Genomic DNA, 25,813 nt, shown 5'->3' on the forward strand with positions numbered 1-25,813 from the left:
CAGGGTTTGGATTTTAATTAGTCGTTAAAACTTATATAGTGGGGAGCACCCTACGGGGTGTCCCGCAAGGACGATCGCCGCGAGCCTGGGCGAACCCCAAAAAAAGACCAAAGAGGAATTAGTCGTGCTTGAAACATACCGTAAACACGTCGCAGAACGTGCCGCCGAGGGCGTGGTTGCCAAACCTCTGGATGCAGAGCAGGTCGCCGCCCTGGTCGAACTGCTCAAGAACCCGCCCGCTGGTGAAGAAGATTTTCTGAAAGAGCTGTTGTCCTCCCGTATTCCCCCCGGTGTTGATGAAGCTGCGTATGTCAAAGCCGGTTTCCTCACTGCCGTCGCCAAGGGCGAAGCCCACTCTCCCATCCTGACTGCCGCGCAAGCCGTTGAGCTGCTGGGCACCATGCAGGGTGGTTACAACATCCAACCGCTGATCGACCTGCTGGACCACGCCACGCTGGCGCCGCTTGCCGCCAAGGGGCTCTCCCACACCCTGCTGATGTTTGACTCCTTCCACGATGTGGAAGAGAAGGCCAAGGCGGGCAATGCCCACGCCAAACAGGTGATGCAATCCTGGGCCGATGCCGAGTGGTTCCTCTCCCGCCCGGAGCTGGCCGAGAAGATCACCGTCACCGTGTTCAAGGTGACCGGCGAAACCAACACCGACGACCTCTCTCCGGCGCCGGATGCCTGGTCCCGCCCCGACATTCCGCTGCACGCCCTGGCGATGCTGAAAAACGCCCGCCCCGGCATCACCCCTGACAAGGATGGCGCCGTCGGCCCCATCAAGACCATCGATGCCCTGAAAGAGAAAGGCTTCCCGCTGGCTTATGTGGGTGACGTGGTCGGTACCGGCTCTTCCCGTAAATCCGCCACCAACTCGGTGCTCTGGTTTATGGGTGACGACATTCCGTTCGTGCCGAACAAGCGCGCTGGCGGTGTCTGCCTCGGCGGCAAGATTGCCCCGATCTTCTTCAACACCATGGAAGATGCCGGCGCACTGCCTATCGAAGTGGATGTCTCCAAGCTGGAGATGGGCGATGTGATCGACATCTATCCCTTTGCCGGCAAGATCTGCAAGCACGGCACCGATCAGGTGCTGGCGCAGTTTGAACTGAAAACCGACGTGCTGATCGACGAAGTGCGCGCCGGTGGCCGTATCCCGCTGATCATCGGTCGCGGCCTGACTGACAAGGCCCGCGAGGCGCTCGGTCTGCCGTTCTCCACCGTGTTCCGTCGCCCGCAGCCGGTGGCCGATACTGGCAAAGGCTTCACCCTGGCCCAGAAGATGGTGGGCAAGGCGTGCGGCGTGCAGGGCATTCGCCCCGGCACCTACTGCGAGCCCAAGATGACCACTGTCGGCTCCCAGGACACCACGGGCCCGATGACCCGCGACGAGCTGAAAGATCTGGCCTGCCTCGGCTTCTCTGCCGACCTGACCATGCAGTCCTTCTGCCACACCGCAGCCTATCCCAAGCCCATCGATGTGCAGACTCACCACACCCTGCCGGACTTCATCATGAACCGCGGCGGTGTGAGCCTGCGTCCGGGTGACGGCGTCATCCACTCCTGGCTGAACCGCATGCTGCTGCCGGATACCGTGGGTACCGGTGGTGACTCCCACACCCGTTTCCCTATCGGCATCTCCTTCCCGGCGGGCTCCGGTCTGGTGGCCTTCGCCGCCGCCACTGGCGTGATGCCGCTGGATATGCCGGAATCCGTGCTGGTGCGCTTCAAGGGCGAGCTGCAACCGGGCATCACCCTGCGTGATCTGGTTCATGCCATCCCTTACGCCGCCATCCAGAAAGGGCTGCTGACCGTCGAGAAAGCGGGCAAGAAGAACATCTTCTCCGGCCGCATCCTCGAAATTGAAGGTCTGCCGACCCTGAAGGTGGAGCAGGCGTTCGAACTGGCTGACGCCAGCGCCGAGCGTTCCGCGGCCGGTTGCACCATCAAGCTGGATAAAGAGCCGATCATCGAGTATCTGAAGTCCAACATCGTGATGCTGAAATGGATGCTCTCCGAAGGCTACGGCGACGTGCGCACCATTACCCGTCGTATCAAGGGGATGGAAGAGTGGCTGGCCAACCCGACCCTGCTGGAAGCGGACAAGGATGCCGAATACGCCGAGATCATCGAGATCGATCTGGCCTCCATCAAGGAGCCGATCCTCTGTGCGCCGAACGATCCGGACGATGCCCGTCTGCTCAGCACCGTGGCCGGCGACAAGATCGACGAGGTGTTCATTGGCTCCTGCATGACCAACATCGGTCACTTCCGCGCCGCCGGCAAACTGCTCGAGAAGTATCAGGGCGAGCTGCCGACTCGCATGTGGATCGCGCCGCCCACCAAGATGGACAAGGATCAGCTGACCGAAGAGGGCTACTACGGCATCTTTGGTCGCGTCGGTGCCCGCATCGAGATCCCGGGTTGTTCCCTCTGCATGGGTAACCAGGCTCGGGTTGCGGAAGGGGCCTCCGTGGTCTCTACTTCCACCCGTAACTTCCCGAACCGTCTGGGTAAAGGTGCCAACGTCTACCTGGCCTCTGCAGAGCTGGCAGCCGTTGCCGCCATCCTCGGCAAGATCCCGACTGTGGCTGAGTACCTGCAATACGCCAAGGCGCTCGATGCCACAGCGGCAGATACTTACCGCTACCTCAACTTCAACGAGATCGCCTCCTACACCAAGAAGGCCGATGCGGTGATCCTGCAGCAAGCTGTGTAACTGAGTTATTGCGCATTTGGCGCAATTAAAAGCCAATAATGCCGCGTATCTACGCGGCATTATTCATTTATGTGCTCTTCATTGATTTTTTTGGGGATGGTTTGCATGATCTTTGCTAGAGAGATCCAACCACTTGTCAGGTGGTTCGTTTTATAAACGCTTTGCGTTATGTTGTACGGCTATATGAGCGGTAATGATGGGGCATCGTTATCGAGGGAAAGTGGATATCTGTTCACTGGGTGCTTGCGTTGGCAGGCCTGACGAATTGCGGCGTGGTTCTTTATGTTTTTGTTCAGGATCGATCTTTCCCGAACCCGGTTACGCTTCGGCGGCGCCTTGCTGGTCTTCGTCCTGCCACTAATGGCGGGCGGCTGGATCATCCACAGCAACTATATGCAGGATCTGAAAGCGGACTCCAGCGCCTCGGCCCACAAGGCCAGAACCCTGCTGGAGGCGATGCTGGATCATGCGGAGCAGGCCAATCGCTCGGTATTGCCACTGGTCAATGCGCCCTGTGACGAGAACCTGCTGGTATTGCGCAAAAAGGTGGCCATCGAGCCCTTTCTGCGTTCGGTCAATCTGGTGCGCGACGGCATCATCAGCTGTACCTCCCTGTTCGGCGCGGTGAGTGATGCCGATGACAGGTCGATCTATACCGGCAACAAGCTGTTGCTGATGAGTGGCAATCGGGTGCGGCAGAATCACCCGTTGATAGTGGTGCGAACCGAACAGGGCAGGAATGCTGCATTAAGCGCCATCGACAGCACCCAGCTCAGCTTCATGCTCTCTCTGAGTGGCAAGTCCAGCGCCCTCTATCTGCAGGTGGGGTCAGCCTGGCTCGACGCGTCGGGCCGCTATCTCAATGAAGCGCCCACCCTGCATCGCAGAACCAGTCTCGCCCTCGGCTCATCCCATTATCCTTTCACCATTCACGCCGGTTATGCCATGCCGATCTACTGGAAATCGCTGTGGGACGCCAGGCATCAGGCGCTGCTGTGGTTGGCCGCAACCTCTACGCTGCTGGCCTGGCTGGTGTGGTGGGTGCTGGGGCGCCCCGGCTCGCCAACGGATGAGCTGCGACGCGCCTTGCGAGCCAAGGAGTTTGTTCCCTATCTGCAGCCGCAGATTGCCAGCCACGATGGCAAGATGATGGGGGCAGAGGTGCTGATGCGCTGGCAACATGCCAATGAAGGGGTGATCCGGCCCGACCTCTTTATCCCGCAAGCGGAAGAGTCGGGACTGATCGTCCCCATGACCACCCATATCATGAAGCTGGTAGCTACACGGTTGAATCGGGTTCAGGCGCAGTTGCCCGATGGCTTTCATATCAGCTTCAACATCAGCGCGGCCCATTGCCACGATTTTGCCCTGCTGGCCGAGTGCCGCACCTTCCTCGGCCGCTTTGCTCCGGGCAAGGTAGTTCTGGTGCTGGAGCTGACCGAGCGGGAGCTGCTGATGTCCGATCCCCAGACGCTCTCCCTGTTTCGCCAGCTGGACGAGATGGGGGTCAAACTGGCCATCGACGACTTCGGCACTGGCCACTCCAGCCTGGCTTACCTGCAGCAGTTTCATGTGGATTACCTCAAGATCGACAAGTCCTTTATCGCCCGCATCGGCACCGAGTCGCTCTCGGAACATATCGTGGACAACGTGATCGACCTGGCCACCCGACTCGGACTGGCGCTGGTGGCGGAAGGGGTGGAGACCGAACGTCAGGCTGATTACCTCAGGGCCAAGGGGGTAGATTATCTGCAGGGTTACCTGTTTGCCCGCCCGATGCCGTTGCGCCAGTTTTGCGAGGAGCTGCTGGCGCAGGAGGCCTCGCCAGTCGAGGAGCGGCTTGAGCCAGCCTGAACCCGCCTTGCCACTGTGGCCGCATAGCGACCTGTGCCGCCGCAACTTGCCCTGTTATCAAGCCCCGGCAAGCGCAGGGGCTTTTTTGTGTAGCCTAAAACCAAGGGTCAGGCAGAGAAACCGCCATCAATAGTCAGGCTGGCGCCGGTGATATAGCCCGCTTCGGGCCCTGCCAGATAGGCGACGAAGCTGGCGATCTCCTCATCCTTGCCGTAACGGGCCAGCGCTATCATCCCCTTGAGCTGCGCCGCCGATTCCCCGTCAGCCGGGTTCATATCGGTATCGACCGGGCCTGGCTGCACGTTGTTCACCGTGATGCCCCGTGGGCCCAGATCCCGTGCCATGCCCTTGGTCAAGCCGACCAGTGCCGATTTGCTCATGGCGTAGACAGCCCCTCCCGCCATAGGGATGCGATCGGCATTGGTGCTGCCGATGTTGATGATGCGCCCCCCAGTACTCATGTGGTGCGCCGCCTCCTGACAGGCCACGAACACGCTGCGGATGTTGACCGCCAGGGTGCGATCGAGATCGTCCAGGGCCAGCTCTTCAATGTTGCCCCATACCAGCACCCCGGCGTTGTTGACCAGAATGTCCAGTCGACCAAAGGTAGTGACGGTTTGGCGGATGGCGTGCTGTACAGCCACGGCATCTGCGCTGTCGGCCCGGATGGCCAGCGCCTTGCCGCCAGCGGCTGTGATGGTCGCGACTATCTCCTCTGCCTTGCTGGTCGAGGAAACGTAGGTGAAGGCCACGGTGGCACCGTCGCGAGCGAGGCGTTTTACAATGGCGGCGCCAATGCCGCGCGAACCACCTTGTACGAAGGCAACTTGTCCACTGAGGGGTTTAACGGTCAACATCTGGTCTCTCCTGTCTGGTGATAATGCAACGTCTGAGCGAGCCGGGAACTTAAGGCTCTCTGGGCCACCTCAAGCCAGGGATGGCGTTGAATGAACCTGTTTACAGTGTGATTGATTCCTTGGAATTGATTAAGTAGCTATTATTCCAATCTCTATTTCCCTCAAGGACCGAGTCGATGGCAGAGCAGGACCCTTTTCTGAGCGTCAGACACTTTGTCGCCGTGGCGCAGTCGGGCAGTTTTACCGCCGCCGCATTGGCGCTGGGGCTGACCGGTTCGGCGTTGAGCAAGAGCATAGTGCGGCTGGAGGCGCGACTGGGGGTCAAGCTGTTGCACAGAACAACCCGTCGGGTGAGCCTGACCCTGGAGGGGGAGGCATATCTGGCCAGCTGTCTCCAGGCCATCCAGGTGCTGGAGGAGACGGAACAGAGCTTTGCATCGGGAAAGCAGAGCCCGTCGGGGCGCGTGCGCATCGATCTGCCCGCTGCGTTTGGCCGCAGGCATGTGCTGCCGATCCTGCTGGAACTGGCGGGCAAGCATCCACAGCTGGATCTGTCGGTGAGCTTCAACGAGCGCAAGGTTGATCTCATTGAGGCCAACATCGATCTGGTGGTGCGGATTGGCGCGCTGGAAGATCAGGCCGATCTCGTTGCTCGCCGCCTGGGGGAGCAGCAGCTGGTCATCTGCGGGGCGCCCGCCTATCTGGCACGGCGTGGGGTGCCCCTGACCCCGGATGAGTTGTCACGGCACGACTGCATCATCGACTGGCGCTCTGGACATCGTCATAGCTGGCTGCTCCGCAACGGGGCGGGGAAAATGGAAGATTACGATATCCCGGTACGCTACGAGATGGGGGATGGCGAAGCCGTACGAGCAGCGGCGCTGGCTGGTCTTGGGCTGGTTCAGGTACCGACCTGGCTGGTCAGGGAGCTGCTGGATACGGGATCGCTGGTCTGTGTGCTCAATGACCAGTCTGGTGGCGAGATGCCGATCAATGTTATCTGGGCCAGGAGTCAGCACATGCCGCTCAAGGTGCGTATCGTGGTCGATGCCTTGTTGCAGGCGGCGCAAGAGCGTGGTAGTGGTTTTCGGGCCACCTGAGTCAGGTTACCTCCGGTTATCGTGAGGTCCCGGAGGCCAACACTGCCGTGCGGGCGATGCGGCCAGGGATGGCCAGGCGGTCTGGTGGGGGTTGGCATGGCGCAGACCCAACACTCCCGCCAACAGATGCTGGAGAGTCTTTCCCCCGCTATTCCCTCTCGAGTACAGGGGCTTGTTTTCCATGCCTTGTGACTCGCTTTTCGGTAGAATTGCCGCTCATTTAGAAGTCAGATGAGGCGCGGTATGACGGTTCAGTTCCAGGCATTTCACAGCATCAAGGCGATCGGTAATCGGGAGGTGCTGTTCAACTGGTCGAGAACCAATCCCCTCGGGGCGCTGGATCAGGTGTGGCGCCCGAAAACCCGTGACCAGTTGCAAGCGCTGCTGCGGGGACATCCCGAGCGCAAGCTGCGCCTTATCGGCTCCGGCCTCTCTTTTGAACCCATTCACAGCGTCTATGCCGAAGGCAGTCAGGCGCTGCTGGTGGATTTGCACCACCTGCGTGGCCAGTTGGCTCAGACCGCCGATACCGTCACCTATCAGGCGGGGACGCCGCTCGATACCGTCTATGCCGAGCTGATCGCCATGGAGCGGATGCTGCCCGCATCCCCCGGTGTTATCGGCATCCAGACCCTGGGCGGCGCGCTCAGCACCGGCACCCACGGCCAGGGGCTGCATCAGTCAGCCCTGTGCGATGCGGTGGAGGCCCTGACGGTGATGCTGGCCAATGGCGACATCATCCGGGTGGATCGCAGTGACCCGCGCTTCGGCGCCTTCGTGATGGGGATGGGGATGCTCGGCATCCTGCTCGACGTCACCTTGCGTACCGTGCCGAATCGCATCATGCGTTGCACCAAGTTCACCACCGATTACCCCTTCCTGCTGGAACACAACGAGCGGCTCAACCGCGAGCACGGCTTTGTGAAGAGCTGGTGGTTTGCCTGGACCGGCGAGAGCCACATCTGGCTGGTGGATCCCGCCTCCGATGACGAGGTGGCCCGTTATCGTGCTGGCGGCAGCGAGCCGCTGCTGCTGGATGGCGATATCGACGCCCGCATGAACGCCACCATTGATGCCACCCTGCAGAAGATGGCGAAAGACACCAAGGATGAGGCGCTGGCCGGCGAGCACTTCGAGACGGTGCGTCGCTTCAAGGATGCCTCCGATCTGGTGGGCAACGTCTACCAGATCCTCTGCAAGGGGATCCCGGCGCCCCAGATCAACTGCGAAGTAGCGGTGCCGCTGCATCGCATGAACGAGGCGCTGGAGACCCTGCAGGCGTGGCAACAGGTCAACCCGGGCGTGTTGCACTACCCCTTTATCCTGCGCTGCACAGGTCCCTCCGAGGCCTGGCTCAGCGCAGCCCATGGCCAGTCGGTCTGCTGGATCGGTTTTCTGGTCTATCTGGCGGCGGACGGCACCTTCGTCAACGGCTCCATGGAGCAGATGCGCGAGCTGCAGCAACTGCTGGTGCCGCTCGGTGGCATTCCCCATTTCGGCAAACATCTGGCGATGGATCTCTACGACTTCCCGGCCCTGCTGCCACGCTGGAACGACTTTGTGGCGTTGAAAGCCGAGCTCGACCCCCATGGCCGCTTTGAAAACCGCTGGCTCAGCGACCTGTTTGCCAACCGGTAAGGACTCGACATGACCGATATGCAAGATACCCGTATCCCTGTGACCCTGCTGACCGGCTTTCTCGGTAGCGGCAAGACAACTCTGCTCAACCACTGGGTCAAGCAGCCGGAGCTCGGTGAGTGTGCGGTACTGATCAACGAGTTCGGCTCGGTGGGGCTGGATCACCATCTGGTGCAGCAGGTGGATGAGCAGGTGATGCTGCTCGACTCCGGCTGCATCTGCTGCTCGGTGCAGGGCTCTCTGGTGGAGGCGCTGCAGGGACTGTTTATGAAGGCCATCCAGCGCAAGATCAAACCGTTCAAGCGGCTCATTATCGAAACCACTGGCCTCGCCGATCCGGCCCCCGTGCTGTTCACGTTGAGGGAAGAGGGCTTTATCGCTCAGCGCTACCGCTTCGATGGCACCGTCACAGTCGTGGATGCTGGCCATATCGAACAGCAGCTGGCGGTCCAGTATGAAGCGGTGAAGCAGGTGGCGCTGGCGGATCTGCTGGTGGTGAGCAAGGGGGATCTGGTGGAGGACGAACAGCTGGCGCGCGTCGAGGCCCAATTGGCCGCCCTCAACCCGGCGGCTCCTATCCAGCAGGTGACCAATGGCGAACTGTCGCCAGCGGTGCTGGAGAAGCTCGGTGCCTACAACGAAGCGGCGGGGCGCGATGTGCGCCAACTGCTGGCCTGGCTGCGCACCGAATCCCCCAAGCAGGGGCTGGCGTCACCGATGCAGCCGAAGATGCAACCGTTCGCCGCCAAGGTGGGTACAGCTGCGCCTACCCATTTCGAGCACGGCAACATCGAGAGTTTCTCTTTGCGTATCGGTGAGCCGCTCAAGCCCTCTCGCCTGTTGGCCGCCATCGATGCGGTGCAGGCCCAATATGGCGATGCCCTGCTGCGGCTCAAGGGGATCTTGCAGCTGGAAGGGGAGAGCCAGCCGGTGGTGATCCACGGCGTCCACGGTCAGCTCTATCCGTTGCAGGCATTGGGCGACTGGCCGGAGGGCAAGGCCCAGTCCCGACTGGTGTTTATCGTGAAAAGTCAGGACAAGGCGGGAATAGAGCAACTCTTTATGGCGACCCTCAAGGCCCCCGAGCCCACCCTGGAAGAGCGGCTCAAAGCCATGCTCGGCCAACCGGACGCCTGACAGGCCAACGTGACCCGCCCCGTTGTAACCCAACGAGTGCGGGTCTCTTTTTATGCAAGCGATGCGAGAGAGGAGGGTGGCGGTTATGTCAGAACATTCACAGAGGGTGACTCCTGCCCAGCGCAAGTGGCTGCCCCTGCTGGCGGCGGTCGGTTTCTTTATGCAGGCGCTGGATGGCACCATTCTCAACACCGCCCTGCCCAGCATGGCCGAGACCCTGGGGGAGAGCCCGCTGCAGATGCAGTCGGTGATCATTGCCTACATGTTGACGGTGGCGCTGCTGATCCCGGCCTCCGGCTGGCTGGCGGACAGATTCGGTACCCGCCGCATCTATCTGGCCGCCATCTCGCTCTTTACCCTGGGATCAATCGCCTGCGCCGCCTCCAACTCCCTTCCCATGTTGGTGGCAGCCCGTGTGTTGCAGGGGATTGGCGGCGCCCTGCTGATGCCGGTGGGGCGGTTGGCGGTGCTGCGGGTCTATGACAAGCACGAGCTGTTGCGGGTGATGTCGTTTGTCACCATCCCGGGGCTGCTCGGCCCGCTGATGGGGCCGGCGCTCGGTGGCTGGCTGGTGGAAGTGGCGAGCTGGCACTGGGTGTTTCTCATCAACCTGCCGGTGGGGCTGCTCGGCTTTATCGCCAGCTGGCACTTTATGCCGGAGCTGCGGCAGCAGACTGCCCGGTTCGACTGGCAAGGGTTCGTGATGTTCAGTGTCGGCATGGTGCTGGTGTCGGTCGGTTTGCAAGGGCTGGGGGAGCACAGCATCGCTACCGGTTGGGCGCTGTTTGCGCTGATCTTCGGGCTGGCGGCGATGGCGAGTTACTGGCTCTATGCTGCCAATGCGGAGCAGCCGCTGTTTAGCTTGAAGCTGTTCAAAACATCCAGCTTCGCCATCGGCATCTGGGGCAACCTGTTTGCCCGCCTCGGCAGCGGTTCCATGCCATTTCTCACGCCGCTCTTCTTGCAACTGGGGCTCGGCTTTTCACCGAGTAAGGCGGGGATGACCATGATCCCCACAGTGATTGGCGCCATGCTGACCAAGACGCTGGTGAACAAGCTTATCCCCAAGGTGGGTTATCGCCGCATTCTGATCGGCAACACCCTGCTGCTGGGGGCGATGATCGCCAGTTTCTACTTTATCGACAACCAGCTCCCCTATGGGGTCTTGCTGGGCTGGCTGGCGATCTTCGGCGCCATCAACTCGCTGCAGTTCTCCGCCATGAACACTCTCACGCTACAAGATCTCAGCCCGACCCTGGCCAGCAGCGGCAACGGTCTGCTCTCGGTGGTGATGCAGCTCTCTATGAGTTTGGGGGTGGCGATTGCCGCCAGCCTGCTCGGGCTCTTCTCGGCGGGATCGTCAGCGGCCAATGGGCAGTGGCTGGGGGGCTTTCACCTCACCTACCTCTGTGTCGGGCTGCTCTCCATGCTGGCGGCACTGATCTTCGCCCAGCTGGCGCGCGATGGCGCTACGCCGTCGGCGCGGGCAGATAGCTGACCTCGCAGGGGAGCTGCGCCAGCACTTCCGCCAGATGCTCGGTCGCCAGCAGAAAGGTCTGCTCCGGGTGGCCCGGGGTCCAGGTGAAGGCGGCGTGGCTGAGCAGTTGCGGATCCACCAGTAGCGGAATATCGGCGCGCGGCAGGAAGGGACAGACCGCCCCCGGCAGACAGCCGATCGCCGTCTGCATCTCCTCGGCGGTGCAGATGGAGGGTTTGGCACCGAGCGCAGCTTTGACCGCCTTGTTGTCGAGTCGCCCGTCCCTGTGGGTCAGCAGCAGGGCGAAGCGGCCATCCTTGAACTTGAGAAACAGGGTCTTGCTGAACTCCGCCTGCCAGCCGAGGCGGGCCTTGACCCGTTCGTCGGTGGCGTAGTCGAGGATCGGCTCGTGCTCATAGCGTTGGTGGGGCAGTGCGGCCAGCAGCTGGCAGTTGAAATGGTGAATGGTATCGAGTGGCATCTGGTTCTCCTGTAGTGGGCGCTACCCTGCCAGCCCGCAGGGCCGGGCCCTCTTATTTCGCTATAAACGACAAGGGCGCCGTGAGGCGCCCTTGTCGATCAGTGATGCTGCAATTCGCACGCTTCCCAATGAAAGGGGATGGGGCACAGCTGTTGGGAGGCCTTGTCATAAGCCTGCCACAGCTCGCCCACGGTGCGGCCATCGACGGGGTGGCGCAGTGCGGGGGCCAGCTCGGCCAGCGGCCACAGCACGAAGGCGTTGGTGAGCACTTCACCGCGCGGCAGCACCAGCGGGGTGTCGCAGACCAGATCGCCATAGAGCAGCAGATCGAGATCCAGGGTGCGCGGGGCGAACTTCTTGGCATCCGGCTCGCGGCCGTGGGCGAACTCCATGGCCCGCAGTCGCTGGCAGACGGTGGCCAGCGGCAGGTCAGTCTCGGCAGCGGCCACCAGGTTGTAGAAGGGGCGGCCGTTGAAGCCGACCGCCTCGCTCTCGAATACCCGGGAGACCCGCAACTCGCCAAATTCGGCGTGCAGGGCATCGAGTCCGGCGCGGATATGGTGATCCCGCTCGATGTTGGAACCCATGCTGATATAGATGGTGGTCATCAGTTGCTGCTCGCGGCCGGGGTGCGATGGCGCAGGATCTCGACGCCGACACCAGCGGCATTGGGCACGGCGCCCGGTTTGGTGAGGGTCACCTTGACCCACTGCACCCGCTCGTCATCCAGCACCAGCATGGCTACCTGTTCGGCCATGGTCTCGACCAGCTCGACCACCTTGCCGGTGACATGCTCGCAAATCTTGTTGGAGAGGTCGGCATAATCCAATGCCAGATTGATGTCGTCGGTTGCTGCCGCGGGGCGGTTGTCGAACCCCATCTCGAGGTCAAAACGGAGCTTTTGGCGAATGCCCTTCTCCCACTCATATACACCGATGGTGGTCAAAACTTCGAGTCCGCGAATAAACACCTTGTCCATGACTGTACTTCTTCTTTACTCTTGATGGGCTGTGATGACAGCGCAGGGATGCTGGCCGGGCAACAGGCTTGCCGAGGCGCTCTGGGTGGGCATGGGCCCATGCCAGCGTATGTGGCCCGCATCATACCCCATTCATATCGTGGTAAAAACGACCAAGATGACGGCCCTGACGATTTTGATGATTATTCTGGCCTACCTGGGTGGTTCACTATCCAGTGCTGTGCTGGTCTCCCGCTGCACCGGTCTGCCCGACCCGCGGGATCATGGCTCCCACAATCCGGGGGCAACCAATGTGCTGCGCCTCGGTGGCCGGATGGCGGCGCTGGTGGTGCTGCTGCTCGATGTGCTCAAGGGCACTGTGCCCGTCTATCTCGCCTGGTATCTGCAGATCAAACCCGTCTACCTCGGCTTTATCGGGGTCGCCGCCTGCCTCGGCCATATATATCCCATCTTCTTTCATTTTCGCGGTGGCAAAGGGGTCGCCACCGCTCTGGGGACCATGATGCCCATCGGCTTCACCATGGGGGGCGCCGTGATTGGCACCTGGCTGCTGGTGCTGCTGGTGAGCGGCTACTCCTCGCTGGCCTCCATCATTACCGTGCTGCTGACGCCGCTCTTTACCTACCTGCTCAAACCCGAATACACCCTGCCAGTCTCGCTGCTCTCCTGCCTTATCCTGATCCGCCATCACGAGAACATCTCCCGCCTGCTCAAGGGAGAGGAACCCAGAGTCTGGGGGCGAAAACGCGTGGCCTGTGCCGATGAAGTGGCAGAAATGGGCGATGTTGCGCAAAAAAGAGACGAACGAGACAAAAAGTGAAATTTCCCGTTGACCATCCGGCTTAAAATCCGTTTAATAGCGCCCACGCCCAGATAGCTCAGTCGGTAGAGCAGGGGATTGAAAATCCCCGTGTCGGCGGTTCGATTCCGTCTCTGGGCACCAATTTTGGTGCCATGAAATAAAAAATCTGTTCATGCACAATGGTTTAAAGTGTGCCGGCTTAGCTCAGTAGGTAGAGCAACTGACTTGTAATCAGTAGGTCACCAGTTCGATTCCGGTAGCCGGCACCATTTGCCCAGATAGCTCAGTCGGTAGAGCAGGGGATTGAAAATCCCCGTGTCGGCGGTTCGATTCCGTCTCTGGGCACCAATTAAGGTTGATGAGATAGCGATATCTGGTCTCCGAAGTACAATTCCTCCTTAGTTCAGTCGGTAGAACGGCGGACTGTTAATCCGTATGTCACTGGTTCAAGTCCAGTAGGAGGAGCCAATTCAAAAAGCCCTTGTCGCAAGACAAGGGCTTTTTTCTATTGGGCCCAGCCCGTTTACAACCATAAAAACAACCACACACGCACAGATGAACCGCAGGATAGATATGGAAAATCATGTAGTTATAGAGTCAAAGGGGCGACTTGCCGCCATTCGGGACTGGCTGGAGCCGGTGCTGGTGCTGCTTATTCTCGGCAGCCTGTTCGGTTACCTCGGCAGCCAGATGGGCCTCTCGGCCATGGTCAATACCCTGTTCAACACCGCCCACCAGCTGCTGCTCAATACAGTGCTCTTTATCATGGGGATCACGGTGCTCTCTGGTGCCCTGAGCCAGCTCTTGAGCGAGTTCGGGGTGATCCGTCTGCTGGAGGTACTGCTGGCCCCGCTGATGAAGCCGGTGTTTCGTCTGCCCGGTCGCACCGCGCTGGCGGCGCTGATGACTTTCTTCTCCGACAACCCGGCGGTGATCAGCCTCGCCAAGGACAGCCGCTTTCGCAAAGGCTTTACCCCCTGGCAGCTGGTGTCGCTGACCAACTTCGGCACCGCCTTTGGCATGGGGCTGATCGTGGTCACTTTTATGGCCACCCTGCAGCTGCCGAGCGGTGAATCCACCGCCAGCGCGGCACTGATCGGGTTACTCGGCGCTCTGGTCGGCTCGGTGGTCTCTACCCGACTGATGCAGCGGATGATCCGCCCCTTGGTGGGGGAAGTGCTGATCGATGAGCAACCAGCGGGCAACGGCCCCAAGGTCGGGGTGACCAAAGAGGCCGCTCCCGGCTGGCTGCGGATCCTCAACTCCCTGCTCGATGGTGGCAAATCCGGCGTGGAGCTGGGGATGGCGGTGATCCCCGGGGTGCTGATCATCAGCACCTTCGTGATGCTGCTGACCTTCGGCCCGGGTGACAAGGGGTATACCGGTGAAGCATTCCAGGGGGTTGCCCTGCTGCCGGTGCTGGCTGCCAAGGTAAGCTGGCTGTTTGACCTGCTGTTTGGTTTCAAGCAGCCGGAGCTGGTCGCCTTCCCGGCCACCTCGCTCGGTGCGGTCGGTGCCGCCATGTCGCTGGTGCCTCCCTTTATCGCCAAGGGGTGGATCACCGGTAACGAGGTCGCGGTGTTTACCGCCATGGGGATGTGCTGGAGCGGCTTCCTGAGCACCCATACTGCCATGCTTGATGCCCTCGGCTATCGCCACCTCACCTCCCGCGCCATTGTCGCCCACACCATCGGCGGCCTGTGTGCCGGGGTGGCCGCTCACCAGCTCTATATGCTGCTGGGCTGAGCAGGGTTCAGATACGGATACAAAAAGAGGCTCTTCGGAGCCTCTTTGCATTTCTCCCTGCCGGTTCTGTTCACGGGCATACCAATCACCCTTGTGGCGTGATGCCCTGCACCTTCAACCAGAATCGCTCCTGACAGTGGTTGTGAAACAGCTTGCTGGCCGGAGTGATGGGGATGGGACTGGCGATGACCCGATAGCTGATCCAGCACTCGGCGCAAAGCTGCTGCGATGGCGCTTCGTCCTGCTCGGTTTGCTGGCGGATGACGACCCCATTGGCAAACCAGCTGGTGGTTATCTGGTGCCGGATCACAGTGCCGCTCTCATCATGCTCGCTATAGTGTTCACTCTCTTGGCGGGTGAGGGTGACGGGGCTCGCCTGTCGATGAATGGCCCTGATATAGCCGATTAGTTGATTTATTGCCGATCTTGCCGTGATGGTTGGCCTGCACTGGGTGAGCTGCACAGAATGGAAGAGAGTTAGCGTAGCGCGCTGTCTTGGCTGCGGCAATCGCCTCGGCTGCGCCGCAAGCGGGGGGGATCAATGGGAATTCCGCAAAACAAAGCCGAGCTGCTGCTCGCGATCGATACCAATTTCGGCAAGCTGTTCAAGGCGTTGCAGGCCGTCCCCGAGAGCCGGGTGCGGGAGCCGACCCTGGCAGGGCACAGCAAGGGAACCACCATGAGCGTCGCCAATCTGCTGGCCTACCTTATTGGCTGGAACGAACTGCTGATCAAGTGGATCGAGCGGGATGAGGCGGGTCTACCGGTTGATTTTCCCGAGACCGGTTTTAAGTGGAACGAGCTGGGCAGGCTGGCTAAAACCTTCTATCGGGATTACGAAGGGCTCAGCTATCAGGCATTGTTGCAGCGGTTGGCGGCCGCCAGAGGGCGCATCATCGAACTGGTTGAGGCGCGCAGCGATAACCAACTGTATGGCAGCCTCTGGTATGAGAAGTGGACGCTCGGGCGGATGATCCAGTTCAATAGCGCCTCCCCCTATCTCAACGCCAACGGGCGGCTGCGCAAGTGGCTGAAGGGGATCGGTATTCGGGTATGAATGCCCCCAAAGCGGCATGTGGCCATGCTGCTGGCCTGACAGGATGAAAGAGAGGGGCGCTGCGGCGCCCCTCTCTGTATCTGCTGATTAAACTCGTCTGGTCTGCGGTTTATTCGATATGGCCGATAAGGCTCTGCGCGATCACCGCCTCCGGCATCATCTTCCGCAGTCCTGCAATCAGCCGCTCGCCTGCCTCCTGCAAGGCGGCCAGCGGCATCTCGGGCAGGCTCTCCAGAATGAACCACATCTGGCCCGAATCGACACTTAGTCGGGTGCGCACCCCCTGCCGCCAGTTCCAGCGCCGACAGGTGACCCCCTTGTCATCCCGCCAGACCACCTCGCCGGGTTCCGGAGATTCGTGGGCGGGTTCGCCCCCTTTCATGGTATCGAACTGCTCGCTGCCATCGGCCACCACCAGTCGCGGCAGCCCCTCATAGGCGCGCAGGTTTTCGCCCCCGACCGGAATGGCGTAGCGGATGCTGATGGCATTGTAGAGATCGACCACGGGATCGATGGTGGGCAGGTTGCCATCGCGGGCGACCCGTTTTCTCAGGGCCTCGGCGGAACAGGGAGTCCGCTGCGGCTTGGCGCCGAACGTTCTGAACAGATCGCCCCAGGCGGCGAGGTGCGCCTCGGCCCACGGCACATCGGCGGTCAGCATGGCGGTGCAGGCTTCATCAAGGGCGCGCGCCCCCACGTTCGGGTCAACCACGGTCGCGGCTTGCACCGTGATACTCAGGGCGCGAAAGCCGGGGGCCAGTTGGCTGACTTCGGGGGAGATATGAGGGGTAATCAGTGACATAACGACTCCAGAATCGAAAGAGGCGAGAGGGAGCGGCTGCCGGACAGCATAGCGGCAACGGCAAATCCGGTTTGAGAGCCATCATGCGCGAACATGTTAAATAAGAAAATTTACATGTTCTTAATGGTTATAAGTTTCATGAATGAAAAATGGCGTGATCGCGGGGATGGCTGGTGTGGAGAATAAGGACATCCCGCCGCTTCCGGTTTGCTCCGGCAATGCCCCTTTGCCTCGCTGATCCGCAGCGGCAGCCGCTGGCCGCCCGGCTCCCTCCTGATACTCGCAATGGTCATGCCCAGACACGAGGCAGCGATTCAAATCGCTCGACGGCTCAATGAGTTGGCTATTGTTGGCGTTTTTTTCATCGTTCTGGCCCCGCTTATGCACACCTTCTCACATCACCACCAAGGGCTGCCGTCGCGGAGAGATATCATGATCAGTACCCTGCTTCCCCTTGCCTCAATCGCCCTCAAGCTGGGCAGCCAGCTGCTTGGCAGCAGTAGCAAACCCCAGCCCGTGCAGCCTGCCGTACAGGAGGAGCACCTAGCCCCGACCGTCCAGGGGATGTTCCAGCGGCTCGGTATCAAGGATGCCGACAGCGAGCAGAACCGCTCGGCCATCAACCACTTTATGGGTGAGCTGATGCAGACTCTGGGACAGGAGAATGGCGGCCAATCCCTCTCTGCCGCCATCGATAGCGCCCGTAGCCAGTTGGCCAACGGCACCCAGAGCACCCGCCTCGATGCCCTGCAGAGCGAGCTCGATACCCTCAAGGGCTCCCTCGGTGCCAGCGATTTCAATCTCGATCAGCTGCTCGGCGCCTTTAAACAGACCCTGCCCAACGGCAATGGGGAGGGGGTCGGCAAACTGCTCAATGCCAGCGCCTGAACGGCGGTGAGCAATAAAAAACGGCAACCTCGGGTTGCCGTTTCTGTTTGTGGTTTAACACGTTATGAGCGAGGTGATGGCGGGTTCTCCATATCGCTGGCTACTTCTACCTGCCCTCTAGCGTGCAAGGCGTGAGCTGCACCTTGGCGATCCGCTTCATCCTTGTTCTGGCCCAGTTTGAATTTGCCAACCAGCCGCTCTATCTCGATTTCAATGCCGACAACGGCCTGCACCATGGTTTCCATATATTCTCTCGGCGCATCCGCCATTTTCCATGGGGTCGGTTCTCCGGCCTCATGATGACGAGTCAGATTTGCCAGCAGGCGGCGTACGAAGCGCGCATCATCGTGGATACGAATTCGGCCGTGGGCGTGTACCACGCTGTAGTTCCAGGTCGGCACCTGCTGGTGATGCACTTGCTTGCTCGGATACCAGCTGGGAGAGATGTAGGCATCGGCAGCCTTGAAGATCACCAGCACGTTGTCCCCATCCCGCACCTCTTGCCAGAGCGGGTTGTTGCGGGCGACATGGGCACGTAGGACGCCATGCTCCCCACTCTCCGCGTCCAGTTCGAATGGCAGATGGTTGGCATCCAGCCCCTGTGAACCGTGGGTGATCAGTGCTCCTAGCGGATGTGCCCGCATCAGCTGATACAGGGCCTCGGGGTCATCGGTGGCGAAATGGGGTGGCAGATACATGCAGATTCCTTCTATCGAGCGCTGACATCCATTCAACAACTACAGCCATCCCGTCAGCGGGACAAGCCATTTCGGGCGCAAAAAAAGAGGGCTGGTGCCCTCTCTCTGCGTTAACGGTAATTAGCCGCGCTTGGCCAACCAGGCTTCGGCGGCGGTGAGTGCCGCTTCTACCTGCTCGCGGGCGACGCCGCCTTTGGTGACTCGCTTGGCGAGGGTCGCTTCCAGCTCCAGATTGGGGTAGACGTCAAACTCGATCACCGGGCTGAAGCGCTGGAATTCGCCGATGGAGAGTTCCTCCAGCGGGCGACCCACGCTGATGGCGAAGACCACGGTTTCACCGACGATATGGTGCGCTTCACGGAACGGAATGCCCTTGGCCACCAGATAGTCCGCCAGCTCGGTGGCGTTGGCGTAGCCGCCCTGCGCCGCCGCCATGGTGCGCTCGCCATTGACCTTCAGATCGATCAGCACCAGCGCCGCCATGTCGAGGCAGTCGTGCCAGGTGTCGAGGGCATCGAACAGCCCCTCTTTGTCTTCCTGCATATCCTTGTTGTAGGCCAGCGGCAGCGCCTTGAGGCTCATCAGCATGCCCATCTGGGCGCCGACCACCCGACCGGTCTTGCCACGAATAAGCTCCAGCGCATCGGGGTTTTTCTTCTGCGGCATCAGGGAGGAACCCGAGGTCACCGCATCGGACAATTCGACAAAGCCCGCCTCGCCGGTGTTGTAGAAGATGAGATCTTCGGCAAACCGCGACAGGTGAGTCATTGAGAGGGACGCCACGTGCATCAGCTCCACCACGTGATCCCGATCGGAGACCGAATCCAGACTGTTGCGGGTGGCGCCACCAAAGCCCATGTCGAGCGCCAGCGCTTCGCGGTCGATGGCGTAGGCGGTGCCCGCCAGCGCGCCGCAGCCGAGCGGGCTGGTGTCGAGCCGCTTGAGGGCATCCTGCAGTCGGGAGTAGTCCCGCTCCAGCATCTCCACATAGGCCAGCGCCCAGTGGGCGAAGGTGACCGGCTGAGCCCGCTGCAGGTGGGTGTAACCCGGCAGCACCGCGGCCTGATTGGCGCGGGCGGAGGCCACCAGCCCCTGCTGCAGGGCGGTGATGGAGCCGAGCAGCAGCTCCCCCTGCGCCTTGCACCAGAGTTTCAGGTCGGTGGCGACCTGATCGTTGCGCGAGCGGCCGGTGTGTAGCTTCTTGCCGAGATCGCCGACGGCGGCGATAAGCTGGCTCTCGACCCAGGAGTGGATATCTTCGGCATCCGAGCTCAGGATCTGCTGGGGATCCTGTTGCACCGAAGCGAGCAGCACCTCCATCGCCTGTTGCAGTTTGCCCTGCTCATCGGCGGTCAATACGCCCACTTTCACCAGCGCTTTGGCCCAGGCCATGGAACCCTGAATATCCTGCTCCGCCAAGCGGTAATCGAACCGCAGCGAATCGTTGAACTGCTTGAACCGGCTATCGGCTCCCTGACTGAAGCGTCCACCCCAAAGTGCCATATTGCTCTCCTTGAATGCGTTGTCGGTAGGCGTCTGCGCCTTACCGTACTCGCGCGGCCCCTTGGCCTGCGCGCAGAAATCTTGCCCTGTATTTTCCTGCATAACAGTGCAGTGGTGAGGAGTGCGGTTACCGTTGAACACGTCACATCCAGCAACTGCGAACCGATTCCCTCTCCCTCTGGGAGAGGGTTAGGGTGAGGGCAATTTCCCCCCCTCATCCCCAACCCTTCTCCCCCTGTTTTCCACGTAAGCGGGAGAAGGGGGCAAAGCACACCCCTCATTGCAAGCCGCCCCTGTTATCTCACAGAAGCGGCCCGGGCGCTGCCGCTCTTGTCACACCCGCCGATGATGGGTCAGGGGCCATGCCCTCGGCCTATAGAAGAGGGGGCCATGCCCCCTCAACGGAATCAACGGGTTATCGCGCTTGCTTAACCGTGGGTGTGGTCGCCGCCGATCGCCTGATGCTGCTCCTTCATGGCGCGGATCCGGCTGGCCAGGGTGTAGAGACGGATAAAGCCTTCGGCATGGCTCTGGTCGTACACCTCGTCGGCGCCGAAGGTGGCGAAGTCTTCGGAGTAGAGGCTGTTCGGTGACTTCTTCTGCACTGCGGTGACCTGACCCTTGTACATCTTCAGCACCACTTCACCGTCGAGATCTTCGGCGATGGCGTTGGCAGAGGCGAGGATCGCCTTGCACAGCGGGGTGAACCAGCGGCCGTCATAGACCAGATGGGAGAACTCGGCACCCAGCTTTTCCCGCCAGGCGCGGGTCGGGCGATCCAGTACCAGCTCTTCCACGGCGCGCAGCGCGGCGACCATCACGGTACCGCCCGGGGTTTCGTAGCAGCCGCGGGACTTCATCCCCACCATCCGGTTTTCGGTGATGTCGATGCGGCCCACGCCGTGCTTGCCGGCACGCTCGTTCAGGGTCATCAGGATCTGGTGCGGGCTGAGCGGCTGGTCATCAATGGCCACCACTTCGCCTTTGGCCACGGTCAGCTTGACGTACTCCGGCTGATCAGGGGCCTGCTCGGCCGGTACGGTCCACTGCCAGACCGCTTCGGACGGCTCGTTCCAGGTGCTCTCCAGCTCGCCACCCTCGGTGGAGATGTGCCAGGCGTTGGCGTCGCGGCTGTAGATCTTCTTCAGGGTCGCCTTGCAGGGGATGCCGCGGGTCTCCAGATAGGCCAGCAGATCTTCCCGGGAGCGCATGTCCCAGATCCGCCACGGGGCGATCACTTTCAGCTGGGGCGCCAGTGCGGCGACCGCACCTTCGAAACGCACCTGATCGTTACCCTTGCCGGTGCAGCCGTGGGAGATGGCATCGGCCCCTTCCGCCAGTGCCGCTTCGACCATCGCCTTGGCGATGATCGGGCGGGCCATGGAGGTGCCCAGCAGATAGGTGCCCTCATAGACGGCGCCGGTCTTCAGGGTCGGGTAAACGTACTCTTTGACGAACTCTTCGCGCAGATCCTTGATGATGCACTTGGTGGCGCCGGAGGCGATGGCTTTTTGCTCGATCCCTTCCAGATCGTCACGCTCCTGACCTACGTCGGCCACGAAGGCGATGATTTCGGCGTCATAGTGCTCTTTGAGCCAGGGAATGATGGCCGAGGTATCCAGTCCACCCGAGTAAGCCAGTACGATCTTGTTGATTCCGCTCATTTTACTTCTCTCCGTGATGATTCGATGATGATTCAATAAAGGGTCGTGATTCAGGTTGAGTACCGCGTTACTTGTTGCCCTGACTATTTATGCCCAAACAGGGTCAGCAACACGGCGTTCTGGATATGCATCCGGTTTTCGGCCTCGTCCATGATGAGGGAGGCGGGGCCATCCATCACCTGCGAGGTGATCTCCAGCTCCCGGTGGGCCGGTTGGCAGTGCAGCACGTGCTGGATGCCGGTCCGGTCGAGCAGGGCCTGGTTGATCTGGTAAGGCATAAAGAGCTCGGTAACCTGCTCCATCGGGGTGTTGTCGCCCATGGAGACCCAGGTATCTGTGTAGGCCACGTCAAACCCTTCGATATCCGCCACGTCATCACTGATGTGGATGGTCGCCCCCGACTTGGCCGCCAGAGCCTGCGCCTGTAGGAAGATCTGGGTATCCGGGCCGTGGCCTTTCGGGCAGATCAGGGTGACGTCGGTGCCCAGAGTCGCCCCCAGCAGCAGCAGAGAGTGGCTGACGTTGTTGCCATCACCGAGGTAGGCAAGCTTCACCTTCGACAGATCGTCGTAGTGCTCGGCAATGGTCATAAAGTCGGCCAGCCCCTGACAGGGGTGGTAGAGGTTGCACAGGCTGTTCACTACCGGCACTGTGCCGTGCTCTGCCAGCTCGACCAGGGTCTGGTGATCGAACACCCGAGCGACGATGGCATCACACCAGCGCGACAAGTTGGCGGCGAAATCTTTCACCGATTCGCGCTTGCCGAGCGCGCCGTTCTGCTGATCCAGATAGACGCTGTGGCCGCCCAGTTTCGCGATACCGATGTCGAAGGTGACCCGGGTACGCAGGGAGGGCTTCTCGAACAGGGTGACCACGCTCTTGCCGGCCAGCGCCTGGCTGTACTTCTTCGGGTCGGCCTTGACCGCTTTGCCCAGCGCAATCAGCGCTTCAATCTGGGCTTTGTTCAGATCACTGTCTTTCAGAAGATGTTGCATCGGATGTTCCTTGTTCCGGTGAGGATTAGAGGGCTACCTGATTGCCATCGGCAATCTTGACCAGAGTGCCGACCGCGCCGCCAGCCAGCAGCTTGAGCAGCTGATCCGGGTAACGCCAGCTGGCGACACAGACCGGCTTGCCGAGGGTCTCGGCGGCGTGCAGAGCCGCTTCTACCTTGACCGCCATGCCGTCCGTGATCACTCCTTTCTCCATCAGATCCAGTGCGGTCAGCTTGTCGAGCTGGGGCACCAGCTTGCCCTTGCCATCGAGGATGCCGCTCACGTCGGAGAGCATCACCAGATCGGCACCGAGCGCCTCGGCAATGGCGGTGGCCGCCTGATCCGCATTGACGTTCATCAGCTGCCCCTCGGCGGTGATGCCGATGGAGCTCACCACCGGCAGGAAGCCCTGACCGAGGATCCCCGCCACCAGCGCCGGGTTGCCTGGCTTGCACTCGCCGACCGCGCCGAGATCCGGGTCGAGCTGGGTCACCTGACAGAGGCCGCCATCCGCCAGACAGAGCCCCACCGCCGGAATGCCGGTGGCGATCGCCTTGGCCATCATCTGCTTGTTGGCCGTCCCTGCCAGCGCCCCGGCAATAAAGGGGATCTGCTCGAACGGGGTCACCCGCAGGCCATTCTTCTTGGTGGAGGTGAGACCCAGCCCCTTGAGCAGGTCATCCACCAGACAGCCACCGCCGTGCACCAGCACCAGCGGACGGTGCTGATCGTCGAGAAAGGTTTTGAGGGTGGCGAACAGGGCGGTCAGCGCCTCGTCGTTCTCGATAAGGGCGCCGCCCAGCTTGATTACCAGAGTTTGCTTGTCCATATCTCTCACTCCTTCCTTAAATCAGGCCGGTGGCCGGTTCAAAACCAAATTTGATATTTATGCACTGCATCGCTTGCGAGGCGGCGCCCTTGAGCAGGTTGTCGATGGCCGAGACCACCACCAGCATGTTGCCCTGCTGTTGCCAGGCAATGTCGCAGTAAGGGGTGCCCGCTACGCCACGGATGGAGGGCATCTGGCCGGTGAGGCGCACCAGCGGCTTGCCTTCGTAAGCCTTGAGGAAGGCCTGATCCACCTGGGTGGGGGTGACGCCGTCCGCCAGTTGCACATAGATGGTGGCCAGAATGCCGCGCACATAGTTGCCAAGGTGGGGCTGGAACAGCACCTCCTTGCCTAGGTGGTGGCTGATCTCCGGCTGGTGTCTGTGATTGAAGGTGCCGTAGGGATTGAGGCTCACTTCGCAGAAGCTGGTGTTGATGGCCGCCTTGCGACCGGCGCCGGAAACCCCGGAGACGGCGTTGATGATGGGCTGCCACCCCTTGGCAATCAGGCCATCCTGCTGCAGCGGCTTGAGGGCGCACAGGGAGGCAGTCGGGTAGCAACCGGGCACGGCGATCAGCTGGGCGGTGGCGATGGCCTCGGCGTTCCACTCCGCCAGACCATAGACGGCCTGATCCAGCCACTGTTCGCTGTCGTGGGTGAAGCTGTAGAAGCTGTCGTAAAAGCCCTGATCCTTGACCCGGAAGGCGCCGGAGAGATCGAACACCGGTAGACCCTTGGCGAGAAACTTGGGGGCCAGCTCGGCGCTCACCTCGTGGGCGGTGGCCAGCAGTACCAGATCGGCCTGGGTCAGGATCCGGGTCATGCCGTCGTCGTCCAGCGGCAGCAGCGGCTGATCGAGGGCGCCGACCCACTGGGGATGCAGGGATGAGAAGCGCTTGTGGGCATCCTGACTACCGGCGGAGACATAGAGGCCGAACAGTTTGAGTTGTGGATGGTTCTGTACCAGTGCGGCCAGTTCGGCTCCCGCGTAGCCACTGGCACCGACGATAACGGTGTTAAGCATGTTGAATATTCCAAGTCAGAGTTCGAGATTCACAGCATGGAGCTGCAGTGCACAAGGGTGTTCGATCGCCCCTTTGCACAAGTGCGGAGGGGCAATTCAGGCGGGTGTGTGTCGTCGGTTATAGATCAGGTGACAGAACATTAACTTTCCCTTACAACTAGAAGCCTTTGTTGATGAGCCAGATATTCAGGTAAAATTACAGAATATTCATGCACTCACTTTGCATTTGTATTTTCTAACAGAAACATTCCGGGGACGCAAGGAGGAGCTGATGGCCAATCTGGATTTTTTTTCACTTTATAAGAATATTATTGCGATTCCCTCTATCAGCAGCACGGATCCCAAGTGGGATCAGAGCAATGAGGCGGTGATCCGGCTGCTGGCCGACTGGTTCGGTCAGCTCGGTTTTCAGTGCGAGGTGACAGCGCTCCCCGACTTGCCGGGCAAGTTCAATCTGGTGGCGACGATCGGTCAGGGGGAGGGCGGTCTGCTGCTGGCGGGCCACACCGATACGGTGCCGTTCGATGAGGGGGGGTGGAGCAAGGATCCCTTCAAGGTGACCGAAGAGGGCAACCGTCTCTATGGCCTCGGTACCATCGATATGAAGGGCTTCTTCGCCTTTATTGTCGAGGCGCTGAAAGATATTGACCTCACCACCCTCAGCAAGCCGCTGCGCATTCTGGCCACTGCTGACGAAGAGACCACCATGGCGGGGGCCCGCGCCATCGCCGCGGCGGCCGAGCTGAAACCCGATTACGCCGTGATTGGCGAGCCGACCGGACTGGTACCGGTGGTGGCCCACAAGGGGCATATGTCGGAGGCGATCCGCATTACCGGCAAGAGCGGTCACAGCTCGGATCCTGCCAACGGCGTCAACGCCATGGAGATCATGCACAAGGCGATGGGCCAGGTGCTGCGCTTGCAGCAGGATCTGAAAGAGCGCTACGCCGACCACCGCTTTGCCGTGCCGCAGCCGACCCTAAACCTCGGTTACATTCAGGGTGGTGACAGCCCGAACCGCATCTGCGGCTGCTGCGAGCTGCATATCGACCTGCGGCCCACTCCGCAGGTGGGACCGGACGAGCTGATGGGGATGCTCAAAGAGGCGTTGTCACCCATCGAAATCCACCAGCCGGGCTGCCTGCATCTGCAACATCTGCACGAGCCCATTCCCGCCTACGCCTGCGCGGACGACTCTGTGCTGGTGCGCGAAGCTGAGAAGGCGAGCGGTCGCGCCGCCGAGTCGGTCAACTACTGCACCGAGGCACCCTTTATCCAGCAGCTTGGCTGCCAGACCATAGTGATGGGCCCCGGCCATATCACCCAGGCGCATCAGCCTGACGAGTATCTCGACCTCTCGTTCGTCAAGCCGACCACCACAGTGTTGCAGCACCTGATCAGACGTTTTTGCCTGTAGCGGCGGCGATGAAAGGGGCGTAAAACTGTAAGTAAGTTACATAACAAGCCGGTTGTGGAGTGGTGATGGAAATACATGTTCTGAATCGGCCTGTTATTTGACCTTGCGCAGACAATCTGGGTAGATTGTCACCCTAAGATGAC

The 25,813-nt window shown here is 60.9% G+C and carries 23 protein-coding genes and 4 tRNA genes; 15 read left to right on the top strand and 12 right to left on the bottom strand.

Annotation, left to right across the window (positions count from 1 at the left end):
- Positions 1–124: 124 nt before the first annotated feature.
- On the top strand, positions 125–2,722 hold the full coding sequence (gene acnB / locus BN1115_RS01115) for a bifunctional aconitate hydratase 2/2-methylisocitrate dehydratase (protein WP_042655694.1): 2,598 nt from the start codon (positions 125–127) through the stop codon (positions 2,720–2,722).
- A gap of 282 nt (positions 2,723–3,004) precedes the next feature.
- Positions 3,005–4,576: an EAL domain-containing protein gene (locus BN1115_RS01120; protein WP_042655695.1), complete on the top strand. Its 1,572-nt coding sequence runs from the start codon at positions 3,005–3,007 to the stop codon at positions 4,574–4,576.
- Positions 4,577–4,683: 107 nt separating this feature from the next.
- On the opposite strand, the gene BN1115_RS01125 is transcribed toward BN1115_RS01120, so the two are convergent.
- Positions 4,684–5,433: a 3-oxoacyl-ACP reductase family protein gene (locus BN1115_RS01125; protein ID WP_042655696.1), complete on the bottom strand. Its 750-nt coding sequence runs from the start codon at positions 5,431–5,433 to the stop codon at positions 4,684–4,686.
- A gap of 176 nt (positions 5,434–5,609) precedes the next feature.
- Here BN1115_RS01125 and BN1115_RS01130 point away from each other — a divergent pair, with 176 nt between their 5' ends.
- The 4 genes from BN1115_RS01130 to mdtD all read left to right on the top strand — a co-directional run bounded on the left by BN1115_RS01130 (position 5,610) and on the right by mdtD (position 10,806).
- Positions 5,610–6,533, top strand: a complete 924-nt coding sequence (locus BN1115_RS01130; RefSeq protein WP_042655697.1) for a LysR family transcriptional regulator — start codon at positions 5,610–5,612, stop codon at positions 6,531–6,533.
- Positions 6,534–6,776: 243 nt separating this feature from the next.
- Entirely contained in the window at positions 6,777–8,171 is a 1,395-nt protein-coding gene (locus tag BN1115_RS01135; RefSeq protein WP_042655698.1) for a D-arabinono-1,4-lactone oxidase, read from the top strand.
- Positions 8,172–8,180: 9 nt separating this feature from the next.
- A complete protein-coding gene (locus BN1115_RS01140; protein ID WP_042655699.1) occupies positions 8,181–9,308 on the top strand; it encodes a CobW family GTP-binding protein in 1,128 nt (375 codons plus the stop codon).
- A gap of 85 nt (positions 9,309–9,393) precedes the next feature.
- Positions 9,394–10,806: a multidrug transporter subunit MdtD gene (gene mdtD / locus BN1115_RS01145; RefSeq protein ID WP_042655700.1), complete on the top strand. Its 1,413-nt coding sequence runs from the start codon at positions 9,394–9,396 to the stop codon at positions 10,804–10,806.
- Here the strand turns inward: mdtD and BN1115_RS01150 are convergent.
- The 3 genes from BN1115_RS01150 to folB form a co-directional block, all read right to left on the bottom strand.
- Positions 10,778–11,266 (bottom strand): YbaK/EbsC family protein, encoded by a 489-nt coding sequence (locus BN1115_RS01150; protein WP_042655701.1) that lies wholly within the window; start codon positions 11,264–11,266, stop codon positions 10,778–10,780. The genes mdtD and BN1115_RS01150 overlap by 29 nt on opposite strands.
- 98 nt (positions 11,267–11,364) lie before the next feature.
- Positions 11,365–11,874, bottom strand: coding sequence for a 2-amino-4-hydroxy-6-hydroxymethyldihydropteridine diphosphokinase (gene folK / locus BN1115_RS01155; RefSeq protein ID WP_042655702.1), 510 nt, complete (start codon positions 11,872–11,874; stop codon positions 11,365–11,367).
- Positions 11,874–12,245 (bottom strand): dihydroneopterin aldolase, encoded by a 372-nt coding sequence (folB, locus tag BN1115_RS01160; protein WP_042655703.1) that lies wholly within the window; start codon positions 12,243–12,245, stop codon positions 11,874–11,876. The genes folK and folB overlap by 1 nt, the downstream gene beginning before the upstream one ends.
- 157 nt (positions 12,246–12,402) lie before the next feature.
- On the opposite strand from folB, the gene plsY reads away from it, so the two are divergent.
- The 6 genes from plsY to BN1115_RS01190 all read left to right on the top strand — a co-directional run bounded on the left by plsY (position 12,403) and on the right by BN1115_RS01190 (position 14,793).
- A complete protein-coding gene (gene plsY, locus BN1115_RS01165; RefSeq protein ID WP_042655704.1) occupies positions 12,403–13,065 on the top strand; it encodes a glycerol-3-phosphate 1-O-acyltransferase PlsY in 663 nt (220 codons plus the stop codon).
- A 47-nt stretch (positions 13,066–13,112) separates the two neighbouring features.
- A tRNA-Phe gene (locus BN1115_RS01170) sits at positions 13,113–13,188 on the top strand.
- Between the two features lie 52 nt (positions 13,189–13,240).
- Positions 13,241–13,316, top strand: a tRNA-Thr gene (locus BN1115_RS01175).
- Between the two features lie 3 nt (positions 13,317–13,319).
- Positions 13,320–13,395 (top strand) — tRNA-Phe (locus BN1115_RS01180).
- Between the two features lie 44 nt (positions 13,396–13,439).
- A tRNA-Asn gene (locus BN1115_RS01185) sits at positions 13,440–13,515 on the top strand.
- A gap of 105 nt (positions 13,516–13,620) precedes the next feature.
- Positions 13,621–14,793 carry a CD0519/CD1768 family membrane protein gene (locus BN1115_RS01190; RefSeq protein ID WP_042655705.1) on the top strand — a complete coding sequence of 391 codons (1,173 nt, stop codon included), beginning with the start codon at positions 13,621–13,623 and terminating at the stop codon, positions 14,791–14,793.
- Positions 14,794–14,878: 85 nt separating this feature from the next.
- Here the strand turns inward: BN1115_RS01190 and BN1115_RS01195 are convergent, their stop codons facing one another.
- Positions 14,879–15,211: a hypothetical protein gene (locus BN1115_RS01195; protein ID WP_042655743.1), complete on the bottom strand. Its 333-nt coding sequence runs from the start codon at positions 15,209–15,211 to the stop codon at positions 14,879–14,881.
- 123 nt (positions 15,212–15,334) lie between these two features.
- Between BN1115_RS01195 and BN1115_RS01200 the strand changes: the two genes are divergently transcribed.
- A complete protein-coding gene (locus tag BN1115_RS01200; protein ID WP_042655706.1) occupies positions 15,335–15,850 on the top strand; it encodes a ClbS/DfsB family four-helix bundle protein in 516 nt (171 codons plus the stop codon).
- A gap of 109 nt (positions 15,851–15,959) precedes the next feature.
- Here the strand turns inward: BN1115_RS01200 and BN1115_RS01205 are convergent, their stop codons facing one another.
- Complete coding sequence (locus tag BN1115_RS01205; protein ID WP_042655707.1) at positions 15,960–16,652, bottom strand: B3/B4 domain-containing protein; 693 nt, start codon at positions 16,650–16,652, stop codon at positions 15,960–15,962.
- 432 nt (positions 16,653–17,084) lie between these two features.
- Here BN1115_RS01205 and BN1115_RS01210 point away from each other — a divergent pair, with 432 nt between their 5' ends.
- Positions 17,085–17,540: a hypothetical protein gene (locus BN1115_RS01210; RefSeq protein WP_042655708.1), complete on the top strand. Its 456-nt coding sequence runs from the start codon at positions 17,085–17,087 to the stop codon at positions 17,538–17,540.
- Positions 17,541–17,602: 62 nt separating this feature from the next.
- Here BN1115_RS01210 and BN1115_RS01215 read toward each other — a convergent pair whose 3' ends face one another.
- The 6 genes from BN1115_RS01215 to argC form a co-directional block, all read right to left on the bottom strand.
- On the bottom strand, positions 17,603–18,238 hold the full coding sequence (locus tag BN1115_RS01215) for an FMN-binding negative transcriptional regulator (RefSeq protein ID WP_042655709.1): 636 nt from the start codon (positions 18,236–18,238) through the stop codon (positions 17,603–17,605).
- Between the two features lie 120 nt (positions 18,239–18,358).
- Positions 18,359–19,741, bottom strand: coding sequence for an argininosuccinate lyase (gene argH, locus BN1115_RS01220; RefSeq protein WP_042655710.1), 1,383 nt, complete (start codon positions 19,739–19,741; stop codon positions 18,359–18,361).
- A 428-nt stretch (positions 19,742–20,169) separates the two neighbouring features.
- On the bottom strand, positions 20,170–21,405 hold the full coding sequence (locus tag BN1115_RS01225) for an argininosuccinate synthase (protein ID WP_042655711.1): 1,236 nt from the start codon (positions 21,403–21,405) through the stop codon (positions 20,170–20,172).
- A gap of 83 nt (positions 21,406–21,488) precedes the next feature.
- Positions 21,489–22,400, bottom strand: coding sequence for an ornithine carbamoyltransferase (locus BN1115_RS01230; protein ID WP_042655712.1), 912 nt, complete (start codon positions 22,398–22,400; stop codon positions 21,489–21,491).
- Positions 22,401–22,425: 25 nt separating this feature from the next.
- On the bottom strand, positions 22,426–23,229 hold the full coding sequence (gene argB / locus BN1115_RS01235) for an acetylglutamate kinase (protein WP_042655713.1): 804 nt from the start codon (positions 23,227–23,229) through the stop codon (positions 22,426–22,428).
- A gap of 16 nt (positions 23,230–23,245) precedes the next feature.
- A complete protein-coding gene (gene argC / locus BN1115_RS01240) occupies positions 23,246–24,253 on the bottom strand; it encodes an N-acetyl-gamma-glutamyl-phosphate reductase (RefSeq protein WP_042655714.1) in 1,008 nt (335 codons plus the stop codon).
- Positions 24,254–24,524: 271 nt separating this feature from the next.
- Here argC and argE point away from each other — a divergent pair, with 271 nt between their 5' ends.
- Positions 24,525–25,670: an acetylornithine deacetylase gene (gene argE / locus BN1115_RS01245; protein ID WP_042655715.1), complete on the top strand. Its 1,146-nt coding sequence runs from the start codon at positions 24,525–24,527 to the stop codon at positions 25,668–25,670.
- Positions 25,671–25,813: the final 143 nt, after the last annotated feature.

Source organism: Aeromonas allosaccharophila (genome assembly GCF_000819685.1).
Classification (GTDB): Bacteria; Pseudomonadota; Gammaproteobacteria; order Enterobacterales; family Aeromonadaceae; genus Aeromonas; species Aeromonas allosaccharophila.

What these genes read in the sequence shown, in the direction of transcription:
- BN1115_RS01120 (WP_042655695.1), top strand. Translation starts at nt 3,005, where the DNA reads ATGTTTTTGTTCAGGATCGATCTTTCCCGAACCCGGTTACGCTTCGGC.
- BN1115_RS01125 (WP_042655696.1), bottom strand. Translation starts at nt 5,433, where the DNA reads ATGTTGACCGTTAAACCCCTCAGTGGACAAGTTGCCTTCGTACAAGGT.
- BN1115_RS01130 (WP_042655697.1), top strand. Translation starts at nt 5,610, where the DNA reads ATGGCAGAGCAGGACCCTTTTCTGAGCGTCAGACACTTTGTCGCCGTG.
- BN1115_RS01135 (WP_042655698.1), top strand. Translation starts at nt 6,777, where the DNA reads ATGACGGTTCAGTTCCAGGCATTTCACAGCATCAAGGCGATCGGTAAT.
- BN1115_RS01140 (WP_042655699.1), top strand. Translation starts at nt 8,181, where the DNA reads ATGACCGATATGCAAGATACCCGTATCCCTGTGACCCTGCTGACCGGC.
- mdtD (WP_042655700.1), top strand. Translation starts at nt 9,394, where the DNA reads ATGTCAGAACATTCACAGAGGGTGACTCCTGCCCAGCGCAAGTGGCTG.
- BN1115_RS01150 (WP_042655701.1), bottom strand. Translation starts at nt 11,266, where the DNA reads ATGCCACTCGATACCATTCACCATTTCAACTGCCAGCTGCTGGCCGCA.
- folK (WP_042655702.1), bottom strand. Translation starts at nt 11,874, where the DNA reads ATGACCACCATCTATATCAGCATGGGTTCCAACATCGAGCGGGATCAC.
- folB (WP_042655703.1), bottom strand. Translation starts at nt 12,245, where the DNA reads ATGGACAAGGTGTTTATTCGCGGACTCGAAGTTTTGACCACCATCGGT.
- plsY (WP_042655704.1), top strand. Translation starts at nt 12,403, where the DNA reads ATGACGGCCCTGACGATTTTGATGATTATTCTGGCCTACCTGGGTGGT.
- BN1115_RS01190 (WP_042655705.1), top strand. Translation starts at nt 13,621, where the DNA reads ATGGAAAATCATGTAGTTATAGAGTCAAAGGGGCGACTTGCCGCCATT.
- BN1115_RS01200 (WP_042655706.1), top strand. Translation starts at nt 15,335, where the DNA reads ATGGGAATTCCGCAAAACAAAGCCGAGCTGCTGCTCGCGATCGATACC.
- BN1115_RS01205 (WP_042655707.1), bottom strand. Translation starts at nt 16,652, where the DNA reads ATGTCACTGATTACCCCTCATATCTCCCCCGAAGTCAGCCAACTGGCC.
- BN1115_RS01210 (WP_042655708.1), top strand. Translation starts at nt 17,085, where the DNA reads ATGATCAGTACCCTGCTTCCCCTTGCCTCAATCGCCCTCAAGCTGGGC.
- BN1115_RS01215 (WP_042655709.1), bottom strand. Translation starts at nt 18,238, where the DNA reads ATGTATCTGCCACCCCATTTCGCCACCGATGACCCCGAGGCCCTGTAT.
- argH (WP_042655710.1), bottom strand. Translation starts at nt 19,741, where the DNA reads ATGGCACTTTGGGGTGGACGCTTCAGTCAGGGAGCCGATAGCCGGTTC.
- BN1115_RS01225 (WP_042655711.1), bottom strand. Translation starts at nt 21,405, where the DNA reads ATGAGCGGAATCAACAAGATCGTACTGGCTTACTCGGGTGGACTGGAT.
- BN1115_RS01230 (WP_042655712.1), bottom strand. Translation starts at nt 22,400, where the DNA reads ATGCAACATCTTCTGAAAGACAGTGATCTGAACAAAGCCCAGATTGAA.
- argB (WP_042655713.1), bottom strand. Translation starts at nt 23,229, where the DNA reads ATGGACAAGCAAACTCTGGTAATCAAGCTGGGCGGCGCCCTTATCGAG.
- argC (WP_042655714.1), bottom strand. Translation starts at nt 24,253, where the DNA reads ATGCTTAACACCGTTATCGTCGGTGCCAGTGGCTACGCGGGAGCCGAA.
- argE (WP_042655715.1), top strand. Translation starts at nt 24,525, where the DNA reads ATGGCCAATCTGGATTTTTTTTCACTTTATAAGAATATTATTGCGATT.